Annotated in this window: 15 protein-coding genes; 12 read left to right on the top strand and 3 right to left on the bottom strand. The window is 62.8% G+C overall.

Annotation, left to right across the window (positions count from 1 at the left end):
• Nucleotides 1–147: 147 nt before the first annotated feature.
• From GTP23_RS03775 to GTP23_RS03745, 7 genes are all read left to right on the top strand, one after another.
• On the top strand, nucleotides 148–1,119 hold the full coding sequence (locus tag GTP23_RS03775; RefSeq protein ID WP_161033921.1) for a bifunctional riboflavin kinase/FAD synthetase: 972 nt from the start codon (nucleotides 148–150) through the stop codon (nucleotides 1,117–1,119).
• Between the two features lie 64 nt (nucleotides 1,120–1,183).
• Nucleotides 1,184–4,051, top strand: a complete 2,868-nt coding sequence (gene ileS, locus GTP23_RS03770; RefSeq protein ID WP_161033920.1) for an isoleucine--tRNA ligase — start codon at nucleotides 1,184–1,186, stop codon at nucleotides 4,049–4,051.
• A 68-nt stretch (nucleotides 4,052–4,119) separates the two neighbouring features.
• The gene (gene lspA / locus GTP23_RS03765) at nucleotides 4,120–4,623 is read left to right on the top strand and encodes a signal peptidase II (RefSeq protein WP_161033919.1); all 504 of its coding nucleotides are present in this window, start codon (nucleotides 4,120–4,122) and stop codon (nucleotides 4,621–4,623) included.
• 52 nt (nucleotides 4,624–4,675) lie between these two features.
• Complete coding sequence (gene coaBC, locus GTP23_RS03760) at nucleotides 4,676–5,899, top strand: bifunctional phosphopantothenoylcysteine decarboxylase/phosphopantothenate--cysteine ligase CoaBC (protein ID WP_196308727.1); 1,224 nt, start codon at nucleotides 4,676–4,678, stop codon at nucleotides 5,897–5,899.
• Nucleotides 5,900–6,349, top strand: a complete 450-nt coding sequence (gene dut / locus GTP23_RS03755) for a dUTP diphosphatase (RefSeq protein ID WP_161033918.1) — start codon at nucleotides 5,900–5,902, stop codon at nucleotides 6,347–6,349.
• A gap of 11 nt (nucleotides 6,350–6,360) precedes the next feature.
• Complete coding sequence (locus GTP23_RS03750; RefSeq protein ID WP_161033917.1) at nucleotides 6,361–7,461, top strand: M48 family metalloprotease; 1,101 nt, start codon at nucleotides 6,361–6,363, stop codon at nucleotides 7,459–7,461.
• A gap of 18 nt (nucleotides 7,462–7,479) precedes the next feature.
• Nucleotides 7,480–7,875, top strand: a complete 396-nt coding sequence (locus GTP23_RS03745; protein ID WP_161033916.1) for a surface-adhesin E family protein — start codon at nucleotides 7,480–7,482, stop codon at nucleotides 7,873–7,875.
• Nucleotides 7,876–7,886: 11 nt separating this feature from the next.
• Here the strand turns inward: GTP23_RS03745 and GTP23_RS22950 are convergent, their stop codons facing one another.
• Nucleotides 7,887–8,018 carry a hypothetical protein gene (locus GTP23_RS22950; protein WP_267874272.1) on the bottom strand — a complete coding sequence of 44 codons (132 nt, stop codon included), beginning with the start codon at nucleotides 8,016–8,018 and terminating at the stop codon, nucleotides 7,887–7,889.
• A 43-nt stretch (nucleotides 8,019–8,061) separates the two neighbouring features.
• On the opposite strand from GTP23_RS22950, the gene GTP23_RS03740 reads away from it, so the two are divergent.
• The 4 genes from GTP23_RS03740 (at nucleotide 8,062) to GTP23_RS03725 (ending at nucleotide 12,210) form a co-directional block, all read left to right on the top strand.
• Nucleotides 8,062–9,084 carry an XdhC family protein gene (locus GTP23_RS03740; RefSeq protein ID WP_161033915.1) on the top strand — a complete coding sequence of 341 codons (1,023 nt, stop codon included), beginning with the start codon at nucleotides 8,062–8,064 and terminating at the stop codon, nucleotides 9,082–9,084.
• A 164-nt stretch (nucleotides 9,085–9,248) separates the two neighbouring features.
• Complete coding sequence (locus GTP23_RS03735; protein WP_161033914.1) at nucleotides 9,249–10,139, top strand: DMT family transporter; 891 nt, start codon at nucleotides 9,249–9,251, stop codon at nucleotides 10,137–10,139.
• Nucleotides 10,136–11,041 carry a DNA-3-methyladenine glycosylase family protein gene (locus GTP23_RS03730; RefSeq protein ID WP_161033913.1) on the top strand — a complete coding sequence of 302 codons (906 nt, stop codon included), beginning with the start codon at nucleotides 10,136–10,138 and terminating at the stop codon, nucleotides 11,039–11,041. The genes GTP23_RS03735 and GTP23_RS03730 overlap by 4 nt, the downstream gene beginning before the upstream one ends.
• Before the next feature lie 161 nt (nucleotides 11,042–11,202).
• Nucleotides 11,203–12,210 (top strand): hypothetical protein, encoded by a 1,008-nt coding sequence (locus GTP23_RS03725; RefSeq protein WP_161033912.1) that lies wholly within the window; start codon nucleotides 11,203–11,205, stop codon nucleotides 12,208–12,210.
• Here the strand turns inward: GTP23_RS03725 and GTP23_RS03720 are convergent.
• Nucleotides 12,200–12,838 carry a response regulator gene (locus GTP23_RS03720; protein ID WP_161033911.1) on the bottom strand — a complete coding sequence of 213 codons (639 nt, stop codon included), beginning with the start codon at nucleotides 12,836–12,838 and terminating at the stop codon, nucleotides 12,200–12,202. The two genes, GTP23_RS03725 and GTP23_RS03720, sit on opposite strands and share 11 nt — an antisense overlap.
• Nucleotides 12,835–14,145, bottom strand: coding sequence for a sensor histidine kinase (locus tag GTP23_RS03715; protein WP_161033910.1), 1,311 nt, complete (start codon nucleotides 14,143–14,145; stop codon nucleotides 12,835–12,837). Before GTP23_RS03715 ends, GTP23_RS03720 begins: the two co-directional genes overlap by 4 nt.
• A 163-nt stretch (nucleotides 14,146–14,308) precedes the next feature.
• On the opposite strand from GTP23_RS03715, the gene GTP23_RS03710 reads away from it, so the two are divergent.
• Nucleotides 14,309–16,834 carry a TonB-dependent receptor gene (locus GTP23_RS03710; protein WP_161033909.1) on the top strand — a complete coding sequence of 842 codons (2,526 nt, stop codon included), beginning with the start codon at nucleotides 14,309–14,311 and terminating at the stop codon, nucleotides 16,832–16,834.
• Nucleotides 16,835–16,960: the final 126 nt, after the last annotated feature.

The following is a 16,960-nucleotide window of genomic DNA, read 5'->3' as shown; positions in this document are numbered from 1 at the left end:
AGCGCCGCCGGCTCCATGCCGGCGGCGTTTTTTTTGCCAGTTTTGCCTTCCAGCCCTTGCTTTTTGCCCGCCCGAGTGCGGTTAACTGTCAGCCACGGCCAACAGACCGTATAATCTCCCCTTTAGCGACAGTTTCCCCCAAATTCCATGAAGGTATTTCGAGGTCTCCCCAATGCGGCGGCGCGTGCGCCCTGCGCCCTGACGATCGGCAATTTCGATGGTGTCCATCTGGGCCATCAGGCTTTGCTCGGCCGCGTACGGGCAGCAGCCAGCCAGCTGGGGCTGGAAGCGGCCGTGATGACCTTCGAACCCCACCCGCGCGAGTTCTTTGCCCGCAAAATGGGCGACCCGAGCAAGGCGCCGGCGCGCATCGCCAATCTGCGCGACAAGCTGCAATCACTGTCCGATAACGGCATAGACCGCGTCATCGTCGAACATTTCTCCGCCCCGTTTGCGGCCCTCACGCCCCAGCAGTTCACCGAACAGGTGCTGGTAGAAGGCCTGCACGTGAAATGGCTGATGGTGGGCGACGATTTCTGCTACGGTTCCAAGCGGGCCGGCAATGTGGCCATGCTGATGGAAGCGGGCCAGCGCTACGGCTTCGAAGTGCACACCCTGCCGACCGTGATGCAGGGCGATCTGCGGGTATCCTCCTCGGCCGTGCGGCTGGCACTGGCAGCAGGCGACTTTGCGCAGGCCAAAGCCCTGCTGGGCCACCCGTATGCGATATCCGGCCATGTGATCCACGGCCAGAAACTGGGCCGCACGCTGGGCTTCCCTACCCTGAATCTGCGCGTCTCGCACCGCCCTGCCCTGAGCGGCATCTTCATCGTGCAGGTACACGGTCTGGCCGGGCAGCCGCTGGCAGCCGTGGCCAGCCTGGGCGTACGTCCTACCGTGGACGATAGCGGCCGCGTACTGCTGGAAGTGCATGTGTTCGACTTTGCCGCCAACTGCTACGGCAAACAGGTGCGGGTGGAATTCCTGCACAAGATACGCGACGAAGAAAAATACACCGACCTGCCTACCCTGACGGCGGCCATCAACAACGATGCAGCCATTGCGCGGAGCTATTTTGCCCAGCGCGATGGTGCAATGACCGCCACCGACCGAATTTGAGCGCGCGATCAGCTACGCGCGCCGGCTAAACAGAACTCCGAATTAAATTACTGAATAGATCACCATGTCCGACAACAAATCTGCCAAAAAACCTGAAAGCAAATACCCGGTCAATATGACTGAAACGCCCTTCCCTATGCGCGGCGATATGGCCAAGCGCGAACCGGGCTGGGTACAGCAGTGGCAAGAAAAGAAAATCTACGAGCGCGTGCGCAAAGCGGCGGCCGGCCGTCCTAAATTCATCCTGCACGATGGTCCTCCGTACGCTAACGGCGACATCCACATCGGCCACGCCGTCAACAAGATCCTGAAAGACATGGTAGTCAAGGCGCGCAGCTTCGCCGGCTACGATGCGCCATATGTACCGGGCTGGGACTGCCACGGCATGCCGATCGAAATCCAGATCGAAAAACAGTTCGGCAAAAATCTGCCGACTGGCGAAGTGCTGGAAAAAGCCCGCGCCTACGCCAGGGAACAGGTCGAGCGCCAGCGCAAGGACTTCATCCGTCTGGGCGTGCTCGGCGAGTGGGACAACCCATACCTGACCATGAACTACTCGAACGAAGCGGACGAGCTGCGCGCGCTGGGCAAGCTGCTGGAGAAGGGCTACGTCTACCGCGGCCTGAAACCCGTCAACTGGTGCTTCGACTGCGGTTCGGCACTGGCCGAAGCGGAAGTGGAATATCAGGAAAAACGCGATCCGGCCATCGACGTAGGCTTCAAGTTCAGCGAATTCGACAAGCTGGCCACCGCCTTCAGTCTGCCCAAGCTGCCGACCGAAAACGGCTACATCGTGATCTGGACCACCACCCCGTGGACCATCCCGTCGAATCAGGCCCTCAACGTCAACGCCGAAGTGATCTACTCGCTGGTGCAGACCGAGCGTGACGGCCAGCCACTGCTCTTGATTCTGGCGCAGGATCTGGTGGAAAGCTGCCTGGCGCGCTACAAGCTGGAAGGCACCACCATCGCCACCTGCCACGGCGCGGCACTGGGCGGCATCAGCTTCCGCCACCCGCTGCACGCTTCGGACGCGTTCTTCGACCGCCTGTCGCCTATGTATCTGGCCGAATATGTGACCACCGAAAGCGGTACCGGTGTGGTGCACTCGGCACCGGCCTACGGTCTGGACGACTTTATCTCCTGCCGCGCACACGGCATGAAGGATGCCGACATCCTCACGCCGGTGCTGGGTGACGGCAAATTCGCCGCCAGCCTGCCCCTGTTCGGCGGCATGACCATCTGGGAAGCGTCCAAACCGATCTGCAATGCGTTGCGCGAAGCGGGCGCGCTGTTCGAAGTGAAGATGTTCGACCACAGCTATATGCACTGCTGGCGTCACAAGACGCCTATCATCTACCGTGCCACCTCGCAGTGGTTCGCCGGCATGGACACCCAGCCGAAAGATGGCGGCCCGTCGCTGCGCCAGACTGCGCTGGCCGGTATCGACCAGACCGAATTTTTCCCTGACTGGGGCAAGGCCCGTCTGCACGGCATGATCGCCAACCGTCCGGACTGGACCCTGTCGCGCCAGCGCCAGTGGGGTGTGCCTATGGCCTTCGTGGTGCACAAGGAAACGGGTGAACTGCATCCGCGTACGCCGGAGCTGCTGGAGCAGGTGGCCAAGCTGATCGAACAGGGCGGCATCGCGGCCTGGCAGGCGCTCGACCTGAAAGATCTGATCGGCGACGAAGCGGCCCAGTACGAAAAGAACAAGGACACGCTGGACGTGTGGTTCGACTCCGGTTCGACCCACCAGACCGTGCTGCGCGGTTCGCACAAAGAACAATCTGCCTTCCCGGCCGACCTGTATCTGGAAGGTTCGGACCAGCACCGCGGCTGGTTCCACTCCTCGCTGCTGACCTCCTCCATGCTGAACGGCACGCCGCCCTACAAGGCGCTGCTCACGCACGGCTTCGTGGTCGATGGCGAAGGCAAGAAAATGTCCAAGTCGATCGGCAACACCATCGCACCACAGGACGTGTGGAACAAGCTGGGTGCCGACATGCTGCGCCTGTGGGTCGCCAGTACCGACTACACGGGCGAACTGTCGATCTCGGACGAGATCCTCAAGCGCGTGACGGAATCGTATCGCCGCATCCGTAACACGCTGCGCTTCCTGCTGGCCAATCTGTCCGACTTCGACGCGAGCAAAGACAGCGTGGCACTGGAAGAGATGCTGGAAGTGGACCGCTACGCCATCGCCAACATGGCAGCGCTGCAGGCCGAAGTAGGCCAGCACTACCTGCAGTACGAATTCCAGCCGGTCTACTCCAAGCTGCAGAACTTCTGCTCGGAAGATCTGGGCGGCTTCTATCTGGATCTGCTGAAGGACCGTCTGTACACCAGCGCCGTGACTTCCAAGGCACGCCGCTCGGCCCAGACCGCGCTGTGGCACATCACCCAGAGCCTGCTGCGCATCATGGCACCGGCCCTGTCGTTCACGGCGGAAGAAGCCTGGGCCATCTTCGCCAGCACCGACGCCTTCAAGGCCAGCGACGAGACCATCTTCACCCAGACCTGGTGGCAGCTGCCGGCCGATCCGCAGGCCGAAGCCCTGCTGGCCAAGTACACGGCCCTGCGCACCGTGCGTACCGATGTAACCAAGCAGCTGGAAGACCTGCGTGCTTCGGGCGCCATCGGTTCCTCGCTGCAGGCCGAACTGACCATCAAGGCGGCCGGCGACAAGTACGCGCTGCTGGCCAGCCTCGATGACGATCTGAAGTTCGTCTTCATCACCTCCGCTGCCAAGGTGCTGCAAGTGGGCACGGAAGCGGAAGAAACCGTCGAAGTAGCCGCTTCCAGCGCCGAGAAGTGCGAGCGCTGCTGGCACTACCGCGCCGATGTAGGCAGCCACGCCGACCACCCTACCCTGTGCGGCCGCTGCCATAGCAATCTGTTCGGTGCGGGCGAACAGCGCAAGTTCGCTTAATATGTGGTTCGCCCATCCCGCTGTGCGCGGATGGGCGCTACTGTCGTAACGAACTAACCTGAGTATCTATGGCCACCAAAAAAATCTTCCCTAGCAAATCCTCCGGCAGCCTGACCCCATGGCTGGGCATTGCCGCCATCGTGATCCTGCTCGACCAGATCAGCAAAATCACCATCAACCGCACTTTCCAGCAGGGCGAAGAAAAGGTCATCACCAGCTTCTTCAATCTGGTACTCGCGTATAACAAGGGCGCCGCCTTCAGCTTCCTGCACGATAGCGGCGGCTGGCAGCGCTACCTGTTCACGGCCATCGGCATAGGTGCCGCCGGCTACATCGTGCTGCTGCTGAAAAAACATGGCGGCCAGCGCATGTTTGCCTGGGCGATGTCGCTGATCCTCGGCGGCGCCATCGGCAACGTGATCGACCGCCTGCTGTATGGCCACGTGGTGGACTTCCTCGATTTCCACTGGGACGCTTTCGGCCACTTCCCTGCATTTAACATTGCCGATACGGCGATCTGCATAGGCGCCGGTCTGTTCATCCTCGACGAACTGCGCCGCGTGCACCGCTAGGCGGCACCGGCACTACACGGTCTAACTTTCCCAATCAGGAACCAGCATCATGATGGATTTGAGTGGCAAAAAAATCGTACTCGGCCTGACCGGCGGCGTGGCCTGCTACAAGGCCGCAGAGCTGTGCCGCGCCCTGACCAAGGCTGGCGCCTCCGTGCAAGTGGTGATGACCGATGCGGCCACCCACTTCATCACGGCCGTCACTATGCAGGCACTGTCCGGCCAGCCCGTGTACTCCAGCCAGTGGGACCCGCGCGTCAGCAACAACATGGCGCACATCGATGTCACCCGCAATGCCGATGCGATCCTGATCGCTCCGTGCTCGGCTGATTTCATCGTCAAACTGGCCCATGGCGTGTGCGACGATCTGCTGTCCACCATGTGCCTGGCGCGGCCACAGCACGTACCACTGCTGGTAGCACCGGCCATGAATGTGGAAATGTGGAGCAACCCAGCCACCCAGCGCAACGTGGCGCAACTGCGCGAGGACGGCATCGTCTTCTTCGGCCCTGATTCGGGCGCACAGGCCTGCGGCGAAGTGGGCATGGGCCGCATGCTCGAGCCGGACCATCTGCTGGAAGAACTGATCGCCTCGTTCCAGCCGAAAGTACTGGCCGGTAAGCGCATCCTGATCACGGCCGGCCCCACCTTCGAGCCTATCGATCCCGTGCGCGGCATTACCAATCTGTCCTCCGGCAAAATGGGCTATGCCGTGGCCCGCGCCGCACGCGAAGCGGGCGCCGAAGTGGTGCTGGTGTCCGGCCCGACGGCCTTGCCGACGCCGTTCGGTGTCACCCGCATCAACGTCCAGAGCGCGCTGCAGATGCACGACGCCGTGCTGGCCAATGTCGACCACCAGCACATCTTCATCGCCGTCGCGGCGGTGGCCGACTGGCGCGTGTCCAATTCCAGCGAGCAGAAACTCAAGAAGAATCCGGACGGTTCCGTGCCGGATCTGAAATTCGAGCAGAACCCCGATATTCTGGCGACGGTGGCCGCGCGCACCTCGCTGGCCGGCTATCCTTACTGCGTAGGCTTTGCTGCCGAATCGGAAAACCTCGTGCAGTTCGGCGCCGACAAACGCGAGAAAAAAGGCATCCCTCTACTGGTGGGGAATATCGGCCACCACACTTTCGGCCAGGACGACAACACCATCATCCTGTTCGACGAGAACGGCCACACCATCCTGCCACGCGCCGACAAACTGACGCTGGCACGCCAGCTGATCTCGGAAATTTCCAAACGTATCACCCAGCATTCACTGTTCGCTCATTAAATGAAAAAAATCGCCGTTAAAATCATAGACCCGCGCATGCAAGACAATCTGCCGGCCTACGCAACTCCGGGTTCGGCTGGTCTGGACCTGCGCGCCTGCATCGATGCACCGATGGTCATCGAGCCGGGGCAGACGGTGCTGATTCCTACCGGTCTGGCGATCCATCTGGCCGATCCCGGCTACGCTGCCGTGATCCTGCCGCGCAGCGGCATGGGCCACAAGAACGGCATCGTGCTGGGCAATCTGGTAGGCTTGATCGATTCCGACTATCAGGGCCAGCTGATGGTATCGACCTGGAACCGCGGCCAGAACGCCTTCACGCTGAACCCGATGGAACGGCTGGCGCAACTGGTCATCGTGCCGGTGCTGCAGGTAGGTTTTGAAGTGGTGGAAGAATTCGGCGCCAGCGAACGTGGCGAAGGCGGTTTTGGCAGTACCGGCAAACACTAAAGGAGAGCCGCATGGGGCAGCACACAGCATGGTTACAAAGCCGTAGTTGCTACGCGCTGCTAACGCTCGCTGCCCTGCTTTCCGGCTGCTCGCTGCTGCCCTCGCGGCCAGCGCCGGTGCCCACCGAACCGGCTGTCACCCAGTCCATGCAGGAAGAAGCGCCCGTGCTGACGGCACGTTCGGCCGCGGCCCGCACGGCCCTGACCCAGATGGTCAACCTGCAGGAACAGCTGTACCGCATCGCCGCCCCCATCCTGATCAACAATGCAGACCTGTGCCGCAACCATGCGCGCAATCTGCTCGGCTTCACGGCCAAGAACCGCTATTCGTATTCGGGCGAATTCGTCGACGCCGCCCAGAACGTGCTCGGTTACGGCGACCAGCTGGAAGTGGCCAGCGTGCTGGCCGGCAGTGGCGCGGCGCGCGCCGGTCTGCGCAAGGGCGACCGTCTGATGGCGGTCGAAGGCAAGACCCTGCCGTCCGGCCAGAGCGCTGAAACCCAGGCTGCAGCCATCCTCGCGCCGCTGGTGGGTAGCAGCCAGTCACTCAATCTGATCATCGCCCGCGATGGCCGCAACCAGAATCTGGTAGTGCCGGTTACCCGCGCCTGCGCCTTCCGCATCGATATCGGCAATGCCGACAATATCAATGCCTATTCGGATGACCAGCGCGTGATGCTCACGCGCGGCATGGTCAACTTTGCCCAGAGCGACGAAGCCATTGCCTATGTGCTGGCGACGGAAATCGCCCACAATGTGCTGGGCCACGCTGCCGTCACCCGCTCCGCCTTCACGATAGGCAGCATCATCGACAATCTGGTGGCCGTACGGCCCGATACCAGCCAGCTGATAGGCACGGCCGGCGTCAAAGCCATGCCGCAGGAGCTCGACGCAGCGGCCGACTATCTGGCCCTGTACATGGTGGCGCGTGCCGGCTACAACCTCGATCGTGCCCACGCTTTCTGGCAGCGGCTGGCCACCCAGTACCCGCCCACGGTGCTGAACAGCTATACGGCACACCATCCGTCGACCGCCTATCGCCTCAACGTGATCGACAAGACCATCGCCGAAATCAAAGCCAAGCAGGCCAGCCGCCGGCCCCTGCTTCCCTAGTCCGCCGGATTCCCCGCCATGAAGCCTACTGTCCTTGCTCTTTTCCTGTCTGCTGTTTTCTGCGCCAGCGCGCAAGCTTCGGACTGGAACAAGCTAGGTACGGGCGATGGCGCAGTGGTGTATCTGGACAAGGCCAGCATTATCAAGGGCGACAAGTCGCACAAGGTATGGACCATGCGCAGCTATGGCAAGGCACGATTGACGCCAGACGGCAAAAGCTACCGCTCGGTGAAGGCCCTGCACACCTATAACTGCGAGCAGCGCACCACCATCCTGCTGGCGCAGGTGTACTACCCCGATGCGATGGGCAAGGGAGAAGCCGTAGGCAATTACAAGTACGAGCGCTTCGAAGCAGAAGACATTATTCCCGACAGCCCATTCGACCACGCACTGGGCGCCGTGTGCGAGCCCTGAACGGGCACTCCCTAGCCAGGGAAATTCGGAAAGTAGTTACTCATCACCCAGGTCAGCGCGCCCAGCGACAGCACAGTCGCTATCAGCACCAGCAGCAAACGGCCGAATTTCGGTTTACCGTCGTTTTCGTCACGCGTAGTCATGGCTAATCCTGCAAGCTTGGGAGAGCCGTAGTATAGTCCATCCATGGACAGCATCGACCTCGAAGTTCTGAAAACCAGTGCCGGCTGGATCGCCGCAGGGCAGCGCTGCGAGCTGGTCACGGTCATCAAGACCTGGGGCTCCAGCCCCCGCCCCGTGGGTGCCACGCTGGCCATCTGCGAAGATGGCACGGTGGTCGGCTCAGTATCCGGCGGCTGCATCGAGGATGACCTGATTGCACGCGTGCAGCGGGAGGGCATTGCAGACACCATACCGCGGCTGGTCAGCTACGGCATCACGGCCGACGAAGCCCACCGTTTCGGCCTACCCTGCGGTGGCACCATAGAGCTGGCCATCGAACCACTAACGGTGCACAGCCGTCTGGACGAGCTGCTGCAGCGGCTGGAACAGCACCAGCTGGTGCAGCGCCGGCTCGATCTGCGCACGGGCGCCGTAGAACTGTCGCCGGCCGGTGCCGGCACCCAGCTGCAGGTCAGCGAACATGCGCTGCTCACGGTGCACGGTCCGCGCTGGCGCCTGCTCATCATCGGGGCTGGCCAGCTTTCCCGCTTCCTCGCCCAGATCGCCAGCGCCATGGACTACCACGTTGTCGTCTGCGACCCGCGCGAAGAATACCGCGCCGGCTGGACGCTGGACGACGTGCCTCTGCTGCACGACATGCCGGACGACGTAGTCGTGAGCCTGCAACTCGATCACCGCAGCGCCGTGGTGGCGCTCACGCACGACCCCAAACTCGATGATCTGGCCCTGATGGAAGCACTGCGTTCGGACGCTTTCTATGTAGGCGCTATCGGTTCGCGCCAGAACAATACCAAACGGCGCGAGCGGCTGCTGCAGTTCGACCTGACGGCGCAGCAGGTGGCCCGTCTGCATGGGCCCATCGGTCTTTACATCGGCAGCAAGACCCCGGCCGAAATCGCCATCTCGATCCTGGCCGAGATGACGGCCATAAAAAATGCCGTGCCGGCCAGCCTGCTGGTGCCGCATGCCGCCACACCGGCCGCACCGGGCAGCAGCGCCTGCGCCACTGAACTGGGCGCAGCGTGATGCAGCCCGCAGCATCAGGCCGAATTCAAAAGCAAGAACCGGCTAGCGCCGGGCGCCACCGTCAGCGACAATCGCTAGCGTGCACCCTGCGCTGCCCGCCGCCAGCCGCCATTCCGGCTGCACCAGCCATCCCACTCACCCACTAGCCCAATTCCGGAAACCGCATGAGCACCACCAACCTGCTACGCCTGATACTCCTTGCCGCCATCTGGGGCGGTTCCTTCCTGTTCATGCGTATTGCTGCCCCGGTGCTGGGCGCCGCCGTGCTAATCGAGTACCGCGTGCTATTCGCTTCGCTGTTCCTTGCCGTGATCGCGCTGATCCTGAAAAAGCCCCTGAACCTGCGTGAGAACTGGAAGCATTACCTGATACTGGGCCTGTTCAATTCCGCCCTGCCCTTCCTGCTGTTCGGCTTCGCTGCCCGCACGCTATCCGCTTCGCTGCTGGCCGTGCTGAATGCCACCACGCCGCTGTGGGGTACGCTGATCGCCGCCGTATGGACGCGCCACATGGTCAGCGCCAAAGTCATGCTGGGCCTGCTCATGGGCGCCTGTGGCGTGGCCCTGCTGGTGGGCTTCGACCATGTCAGCAGCAAACCCGGCGCCGGCATTGCCATCGCTGCCGTGCTGTTTGCCGCGTTTAACTACGGTGTAGCCAGCAACTACGCCAAGCAGGCCAAAGCCGTCGAACCATTCGCCAATGCGCATGGTTCGATGTGGGCGTCCACCCTGCTGGTCGCACCGGCCCTGCCCTTCTTCCCCGTGCCCGGTGAACCCACCATGGGCATCATGGCTGCCGTGCTGGCACTGGGCATACTGTGCAGCGGCATCGCCTACCTGCTGTACTTCCGCCTGATTCAGGACATCGGCCCGTCCTCGGCGCTGACGGTAACCTTCCTCAGCCCATTGTTCGGCATCCTGTGGGGCATACTGTTCCTCGGCGAGCATGTGGGCTGGTACACCTTGGTCGGCGCGGCCATCGTGATTACCGGCACGGCGCTGGTCACGGGTTTCCGTCCCAGCTTCGGCTTCCTGAAAAAACAGCCGGTCGCATGAAACCCCGTACGCTCAAGCTGCCGCCCCATTACCGCCTGCAGGACGTGCTGGCCTTCCACCGGCGCGACAGCGAGAGTGTGGCCGAGCAGGTAGGTGAACAGAGCCTGCGCAAAGGCCTGCTGCTCGATGGCCGCGCTGCCCTGCTTTCCATCGAATTCGACGCCGCCCATGCACCAGAGAGCGCACGCTATCAGCTGGAGCTTGATGGTAGTACCAGTGCCGCCGCGCAGAAGCAGCTCGATGATGTGCTGCACAGCGTGTTAGGGCTACGGCTAGATCCCCAGCCATTCTGCGACTTTGCCGCCGACGATGCCCTGTTCGGCGCGCTCACACGCGCCCAGCCCGGCCTGCGCGTGGTGCAATCCGCCACGCTGTTCGAGGCGCTAACCTGGGCCATCATCGGCCAGCAGATCAATCTCTCGTTTGCCATCGCGCTGCGTCGCACCCTGATCCAGCAGGCTGGCCGCCAGCACAGCAGTGGCCTGTGGTGCTATCCCGATGCCGCTGCCGTGGCGGCGCTCGAAGTGGAAGCACTCACCAGCCGCAAGTTCTCCCGCGCCAAAGCGGAAACCGTGCTGCGGCTGGCGCGGCTGGTGGCCGACGGCAGCCTGACACTGGAACTCTCCGCTAGTAACAGCATCGAACAAGTGTCGGAAGCGCTGCTGGCCGTCAAAGGCATAGGCCCATGGACAGTCAACTACGGCATGCTGCGCGGCTATGGCTATGCCGATTGCTCGCTGCATGGCGACGTGGCCGTGCGCGCAGCATTGCAGCACCTGCTGGGCGAAGACAGCAAACCGGAGCTGGCCCTCACCGAACAGATACTGGCCCGCTACAGCCCCCACCGCACCATGGCCGCGGCCCATCTGTGGGCCAGCTTGCATCCGCGTAGTGCTGACTGAAAGCACGACGCCCCCGCGCCCATAGGGAAAGACTAGCCCGATCATTGCGCTTTGCCGTGCTCTGAAAGATCAGCCGCATCGGCGTACAATTTTGTGCTGTCAGCATGGTCGACTAAACAGGCTAGGCGTTATCGTTACGCGCGTCCGGAAAGGTGATCTGTATGCAGCACTTGGGATCGAGAAAGCAATTTTTTATACTGGCTATCGCCACCGTTCTGGTCTTCTACTACTGCTACTTCCGCACCACCCTGGTCACCCCCATCTACGGCCCCGATCCCGCCGCATGGCCCTATCTGGTTGACGTGACCTTTACCTTACCGCTGCTGTACTACTTCCTGTTCCGTCCCAGCCGCAAGAAGATGCTGACAGCGTGGCTGGCCATCGCTTCGTTCGGCATGCTGGCGGGGCGTTTGCTCAATCCGGCGCAGGAACAGGCTTTCGGCCACTACACCATCTTGCTGATCGCGCTGGAGATAGGGCTGGAACTGGCGCTGGTCGGCGTACTGATATACCAGTGCCGGCAATTGCTCAAGCATAGCAATAGCGCCGATGAGGCCTTCGCCACGATTTTCACCAACAAACCCATGGAGCTCGAAGCCCGCATCTGGTACTACGGCATGCTGATGCGGCATGGGGAACGCCTGCATTTCCGCGGCGAGCAGCACTTCCGCTACGACCAGAATCAGGGCAACGCATCCAATCAGCTGGCGTGGATCATGCTGATCCTGTTCGAGACACCCATCGTGCACCTGTTCCTGCATTTATGGCTGGGCACCGGCTGGCTGCTCTGGACGCTGGATCTGCTGAATCTGTGGGGGCTACTAGCCCTCGTCGCCGAGTACCGCGCCACGCACTGGCGCCCCATTTCTCTCGACGCCAAGGCACTGATTATCCGTAACGGCGTACTGGCAGGCGATCGCAACATCCCCTATCCGCTGATAGAGGCGGTCAGCCGCTGTGGTGATGAGGTGAGACATCAGGCCGGCGTGCTGATATTCCGCCAGGGCGGCCAGCTCAATGTAAAAATCCAGCTCAGCGCCGCTGCCCAGCTCCCCAATCTGATGGGCCGCAAACGTCCTGTGCGCACGATCTACCTGAGCATGGACCAGCCGGCCGCGTTTGTCGATGCGCTACGTGCCAGACTGGTGCCGCCTGCACTCACGCCATGAGGGGCATGCCGAAATCGACCAGCCCTGAACGGGCCGCCAGATGCATGAGCTTGAAGTCGTTTTCGGCATTGAGTTTTTGCCGGATCAGCGTCAGGTAGTTGAGTACAGTCTTGGGGCTCAGGTGCATCTGGCTGGCGATATCCTGCACCGACTCGCCATGCACGAGTAAGCGCAGCAATTCGAATTCGCGCGGCTTCAAACCATGTACGCCTTCCTCGCTATCGAGCGGGGCCAGCGCCTGCATATCGCGTGACAGCATGCGCCGCCCCGCCATCACGCCGCGTATCGCTGTGATGACTTCTTCCGGCTCGCTGCACTTAGTCAGATAGCCATGTGCCCCCGCCTTGAGCGCCTGCGCCAGATGGCCAGCATCATCGTGCATGGACAACACCAGCACCCGCAGCGCAGGCTGGCGTGCCAGCATGCCGGCGATGACTTCCAGCCCGCTACTGCCTTTCAGATTCAGATCGACCAGCGCCACCTGCGGCGTGCAGCGCTGCAGCAGGGCATTGGCTTCGGCCACGCTGGCCGCTTCGCCGACGACTTCGAAATCAGCTTCCGCCGACAGCAAGCGCCGGTAGCCACTGCGCACGACGGCATGGTCATCCACCAGAACGATCTCTATCATGCTGCCACTCCCGCCAGCTCGGCCACGCCGGCACAGGACTGATGCCGCAGAGGGAATAGCGCATGCAGATGCAGGCCACCGGCCGGGCCATGCCATACCTGTAACTGGCCATCCACCATGCTGATGCGCTCGCGCATGCCCAGCAAGCCGCCCTGCCATGCCAGATCTGAGGGCAGACCGCAGCCATCATCCATCACATCGAGTTGCAGCCCCGCTGCCGTGGCCTGCAGCTGCACCGTGCAGCTCACCGCGCCGCTATGCCGCACCACATTGGTCAGCGCCTCCTGCACCACCCGATAGATCACCAGCGCCAGCTGCTCATCCACTGCCGGCATCGCGGCAGGCAACAGCAGTTCGAAAGTAATCGCCGTCTGCTTGCTGCGCCAGCCCTGCAGCAGATCGGCCAGCGCCTGCTGCAGGCCATGTGCACTCAAACCATGGGGGCGCAGTGTCTTCAGCATGCCACGCAATTGTCCGCTGCAGGTACGCAGCTCGCGCCGCAGTTCGACCGCGCACTCGCCCACTTCAGCGGGTGCCATGGTGGCGCCGTGCCGCTCCAGATGGGCTGCCGTGACATTCAGCGCCGTCAGGGTCTGGCCCATTTCATCGTGCAGCTCGCGCGCCAGCGTGCGTTTTTCATCTTCGCGCACCGTGATCAGCTGGCGTGCCAAGGCCTGCTGGGCCGCACGGGCGGCGCCCAGCGCTCTGGCCAGATGGTCGATGGCGCGCGCCACCCGGCCGAACTCGCGCAGGTCAAACTGCGGCAGAGCGGGGTCTGGCTCGCCGCGCGCCAGCCGGTGCAAGCTCGCCTCCAGCTCCCGCACGGGGCGCAGGGCGCGGTCGGCACTCCACCACGCCACCAGCAAAGTTGTACCAGAAAAGAACAACAGAGTGCTCCAAAGTCGCACAGTGTCCACCAGCCGTTCGCTGATTTCGGAATGCGGATAGGGGGCGATATACAGCGTCTGCTGGCCGATGCGGATCTGCTGCTCGGGCTGGGACGGTATCAGCGCTTCCAGTCCCAGCCAGCCGGACAGCGAATCGCGCGCAGGCTGCAGCGGCGCCTGCCCTTCCGTGCGTATGCTCAGGTGACGCAGGCCGGCTTGCGCCAGTAATGGCTGCAGCGCCTGCGCCTCGTCTGGCGCCAGCGTGCCTGCGGCCAGCAGCACGGTAACCAGCTGGCTGGATGCCCTCACTTCCGCTGCCACATCCGCCCTGAGCGAATACAGCTGGACCAGCGCCGTCCCTGCCAGCAGCGCGGCAAGTAACAGGCTCAGCGAACCAACCAGACGGCGGCGCAAATCCATGATGTCCCCTCGTTGTGTGTTTTATACACGCTGAATTCGCAACTTCCATGCCAAGGCGGCGAGACCACAGATCGGGAATTTTTCCCTAGCCGGCCCGCCCCTGCGACGGGAATAATCCGTCCCATCCAGAGCCAGCAAGGCCATAAAATTCAGGAGACATTACATGCCAGCCCCACAACGCGCTCACGCCCATTCCACCGCCATCCACGCGCCTCGCCCGCAACAGCTCGCGCTGGCCATCAGCGCCATCTGCCTGGCATTGCCCGCATGGGCAGCAAACGCCGATGCCGATGCCGGCCCCGTGATGCAGACGGTGGAAGTGATAGGCACGACGCCGCTGGCCGGCGCCACGCTGGCACGCGATCAGGTGGCCGCACACGTGCAGCATCTGGACCGCAGCGATCTGGCCGCCCCCGCCAGCGCCAACCTGCCGGACGCGCTGAATCGCAAACTGGCCAGCGTCACCATCAACGAAGTGCAGGGCAATCCCTACCAGCCTGACCTCAGCTTCCGCGGCTATACGGCCTCGCCCCTGCTCGGTACGCCGCAGGGACTGGCCGTCTATCTTGACGGAGTACGCATGAACCAGCCCTTCGGTGACGTTGTGAGCTGGGATCTGATTCCCCACAACGCCATCGCCACGCTGGATCTGCTGCCAGGCTCCGATCCCCTGTTCGGACTGAATGCGCTCGGTGGTGCGCTGGCCCTGCGCAGCAAGGATGGCCGCCACGATGCCGGCAGCACACTGCAGCTACAGGCTGGCCGCTACGGCCGCAAAGAACTGGCCTACGAGCACGGCGGCCACAATGACGCAGGCTGGCACTGGTACACGGCCGCCAACGGCTACAAGGAAGACGGCTGGCGTGTAGCTTCGCCTACGCGGCTGGGCCAATGGTTCGGCAAACTGGGCTGGGCCGATCGCGCTACCGACATTTCGCTGAGCAGCGCCGTATCGTCGTCCAGCCTGACCGGCAACGGTCTGCAGGAAGTGCGTCTGCTGGAACGCGACTATGCCAGCGTCTACACCCGTCCCGACCAGACCCATAACCACGGGCTGCTACTGAACCTGCAGGCCAGCCATCGCGTGAGCCAGCAACTGCAGTTGGCCGCCAATGCCTATTACCGCCGTCTGCACAGCGACACCCTGAACGGCGACATGAACGACGATGCGCTCGACCAGTCCGTGTACCAGCCAAATGCCGCCGAACAGGCCGCGCTGGCTGCCGCCGGTTACACCGGCTACCCTGCCAAAGGCGCGACTGCCGCCAACACGCCCTTCCCCTACTGGCGCTGCGTGGCCAACGTGCTGCGCAAGGATGAGCCGGCGGAGAAGTGCAATGGTCTGCTCAACCGCAGCGCCAGCCAGCAGCACAACGCCGGCTTTAGCGCTCAGGCCACCGTCTCCGGCGACTGGGCCGGCATGCCGCAGCAGTTCACGGCCGGTATGGCACTGGACACTAGTCATACGGAATTCCGCCAGTCCTCGCAATTCGGCTACCTGAATCCGGACCGCAGCATCACGCCGGTCGATTTCTATGCCGATGGCAGCGAAATCGACGACGACGGCAAACCAGTCGATGCCCGCGTCGATCTGGCCGGACGTACGCGCACGGCCAGCCTGTACGCCAGCCAGACGCTGAGCCTTTACCCGACGCTGCATCTGACGCTGTCGGGCCGCTACAACCGCACCAGCGTGCATAACCGCGACCACCTCACACCCGGCGGCGCTGCCGGTTCGCTCGATGGCGATCATCGTTTCAGCCGCTTTAATCCGGCACTGGGCGTGAGCTGGGATATGGCGCCAGCGGCGCACTTCTATGCCCGCGTCAGCGAAAGCAGCCGTACCCCGACGGCCATCGAACTCGGATGTGCTGATCCCGCCAACCCGTGCAAACTGCCCAACGCCATGGCCGGTGATCCACCGCTGCGTCAGGTGGTTACGCGCACGCAGGAAGCGGGCTTGCGCGGCACGCTCGCGCGCGGCATAGACTGGAATGCCAGCCTGTTCAGCGCCAGCAACCGCGACGACATCCAGTTCGTAGCTGACGATAGCGCCGGCTATGGCTACTTCCGCAACGTCGGCAATACGCGCCGGCGCGGCCTCGAACTGGCACTCAGCGGCAAGAGCACGCAGCTGGACTGGTCGGCCGGCTACACCTATCTGGACGCCACCTTCCGCAGCAGCGAAGTACTGGGCGGCGCGGCCAACAGCAGCGCAAATGCCGACGGCAACATCACCATCCGCAGCGGCGACCGGCTGCCGCTGATCGCGCGCCACAACTTCAAGGCCAGCGCCGAATGGCATGCCAGCGCAGCATGGACGCTGGAAGCGGGCATGCGCGCCGTATCGAGCGCTAACGCGCGTGGCAATGAAAACGGCCAGCACCAGCCGGACGGCGTGCACTATCTGGGCTCCGGCCGCATGGCCGGCTATGCCTTGTTCGATCTGTCTGCCAGCTATGCGGCCAGCACGCAATGGCAATGGTTCGCCCATGTCAGCAACCTGTTCGACCGGCGCTATGCCACGGCGGCGCAACTCAACGCCACCGGTCTGACAGCAGCGGGCAACTTCATCGCCCGTCCGTTCTCGGCCAGCGGAGACAACCAGAGCGTGGTGCATTCCACTTTCTACGGTCCGGGCGCCCCGCGTACTATCGTGCTGGGCGTACGCTATTCCTACGGCCGCTGAGTGACAGCAAAGGAGAATGCCGTAATAGGTGACAGCGTGTCGAGCGTATCGGCTAGGCTGGCCGAAGAAAATTACGCCATCGTTTGATCTAGTCGGCATTCCCTCCCTTCTCAGCCCCTTTAGCCG

It is taken from the genome of Duganella fentianensis (genome assembly GCF_009857835.1).
Classification (GTDB): Bacteria; Pseudomonadota; Gammaproteobacteria; order Burkholderiales; family Burkholderiaceae_D; genus Rugamonas; species Rugamonas fentianensis.
The sequence above is the reverse complement of the archived record's forward strand: the minus strand, read 5'-3'. Positions and strand labels throughout refer to the sequence as shown.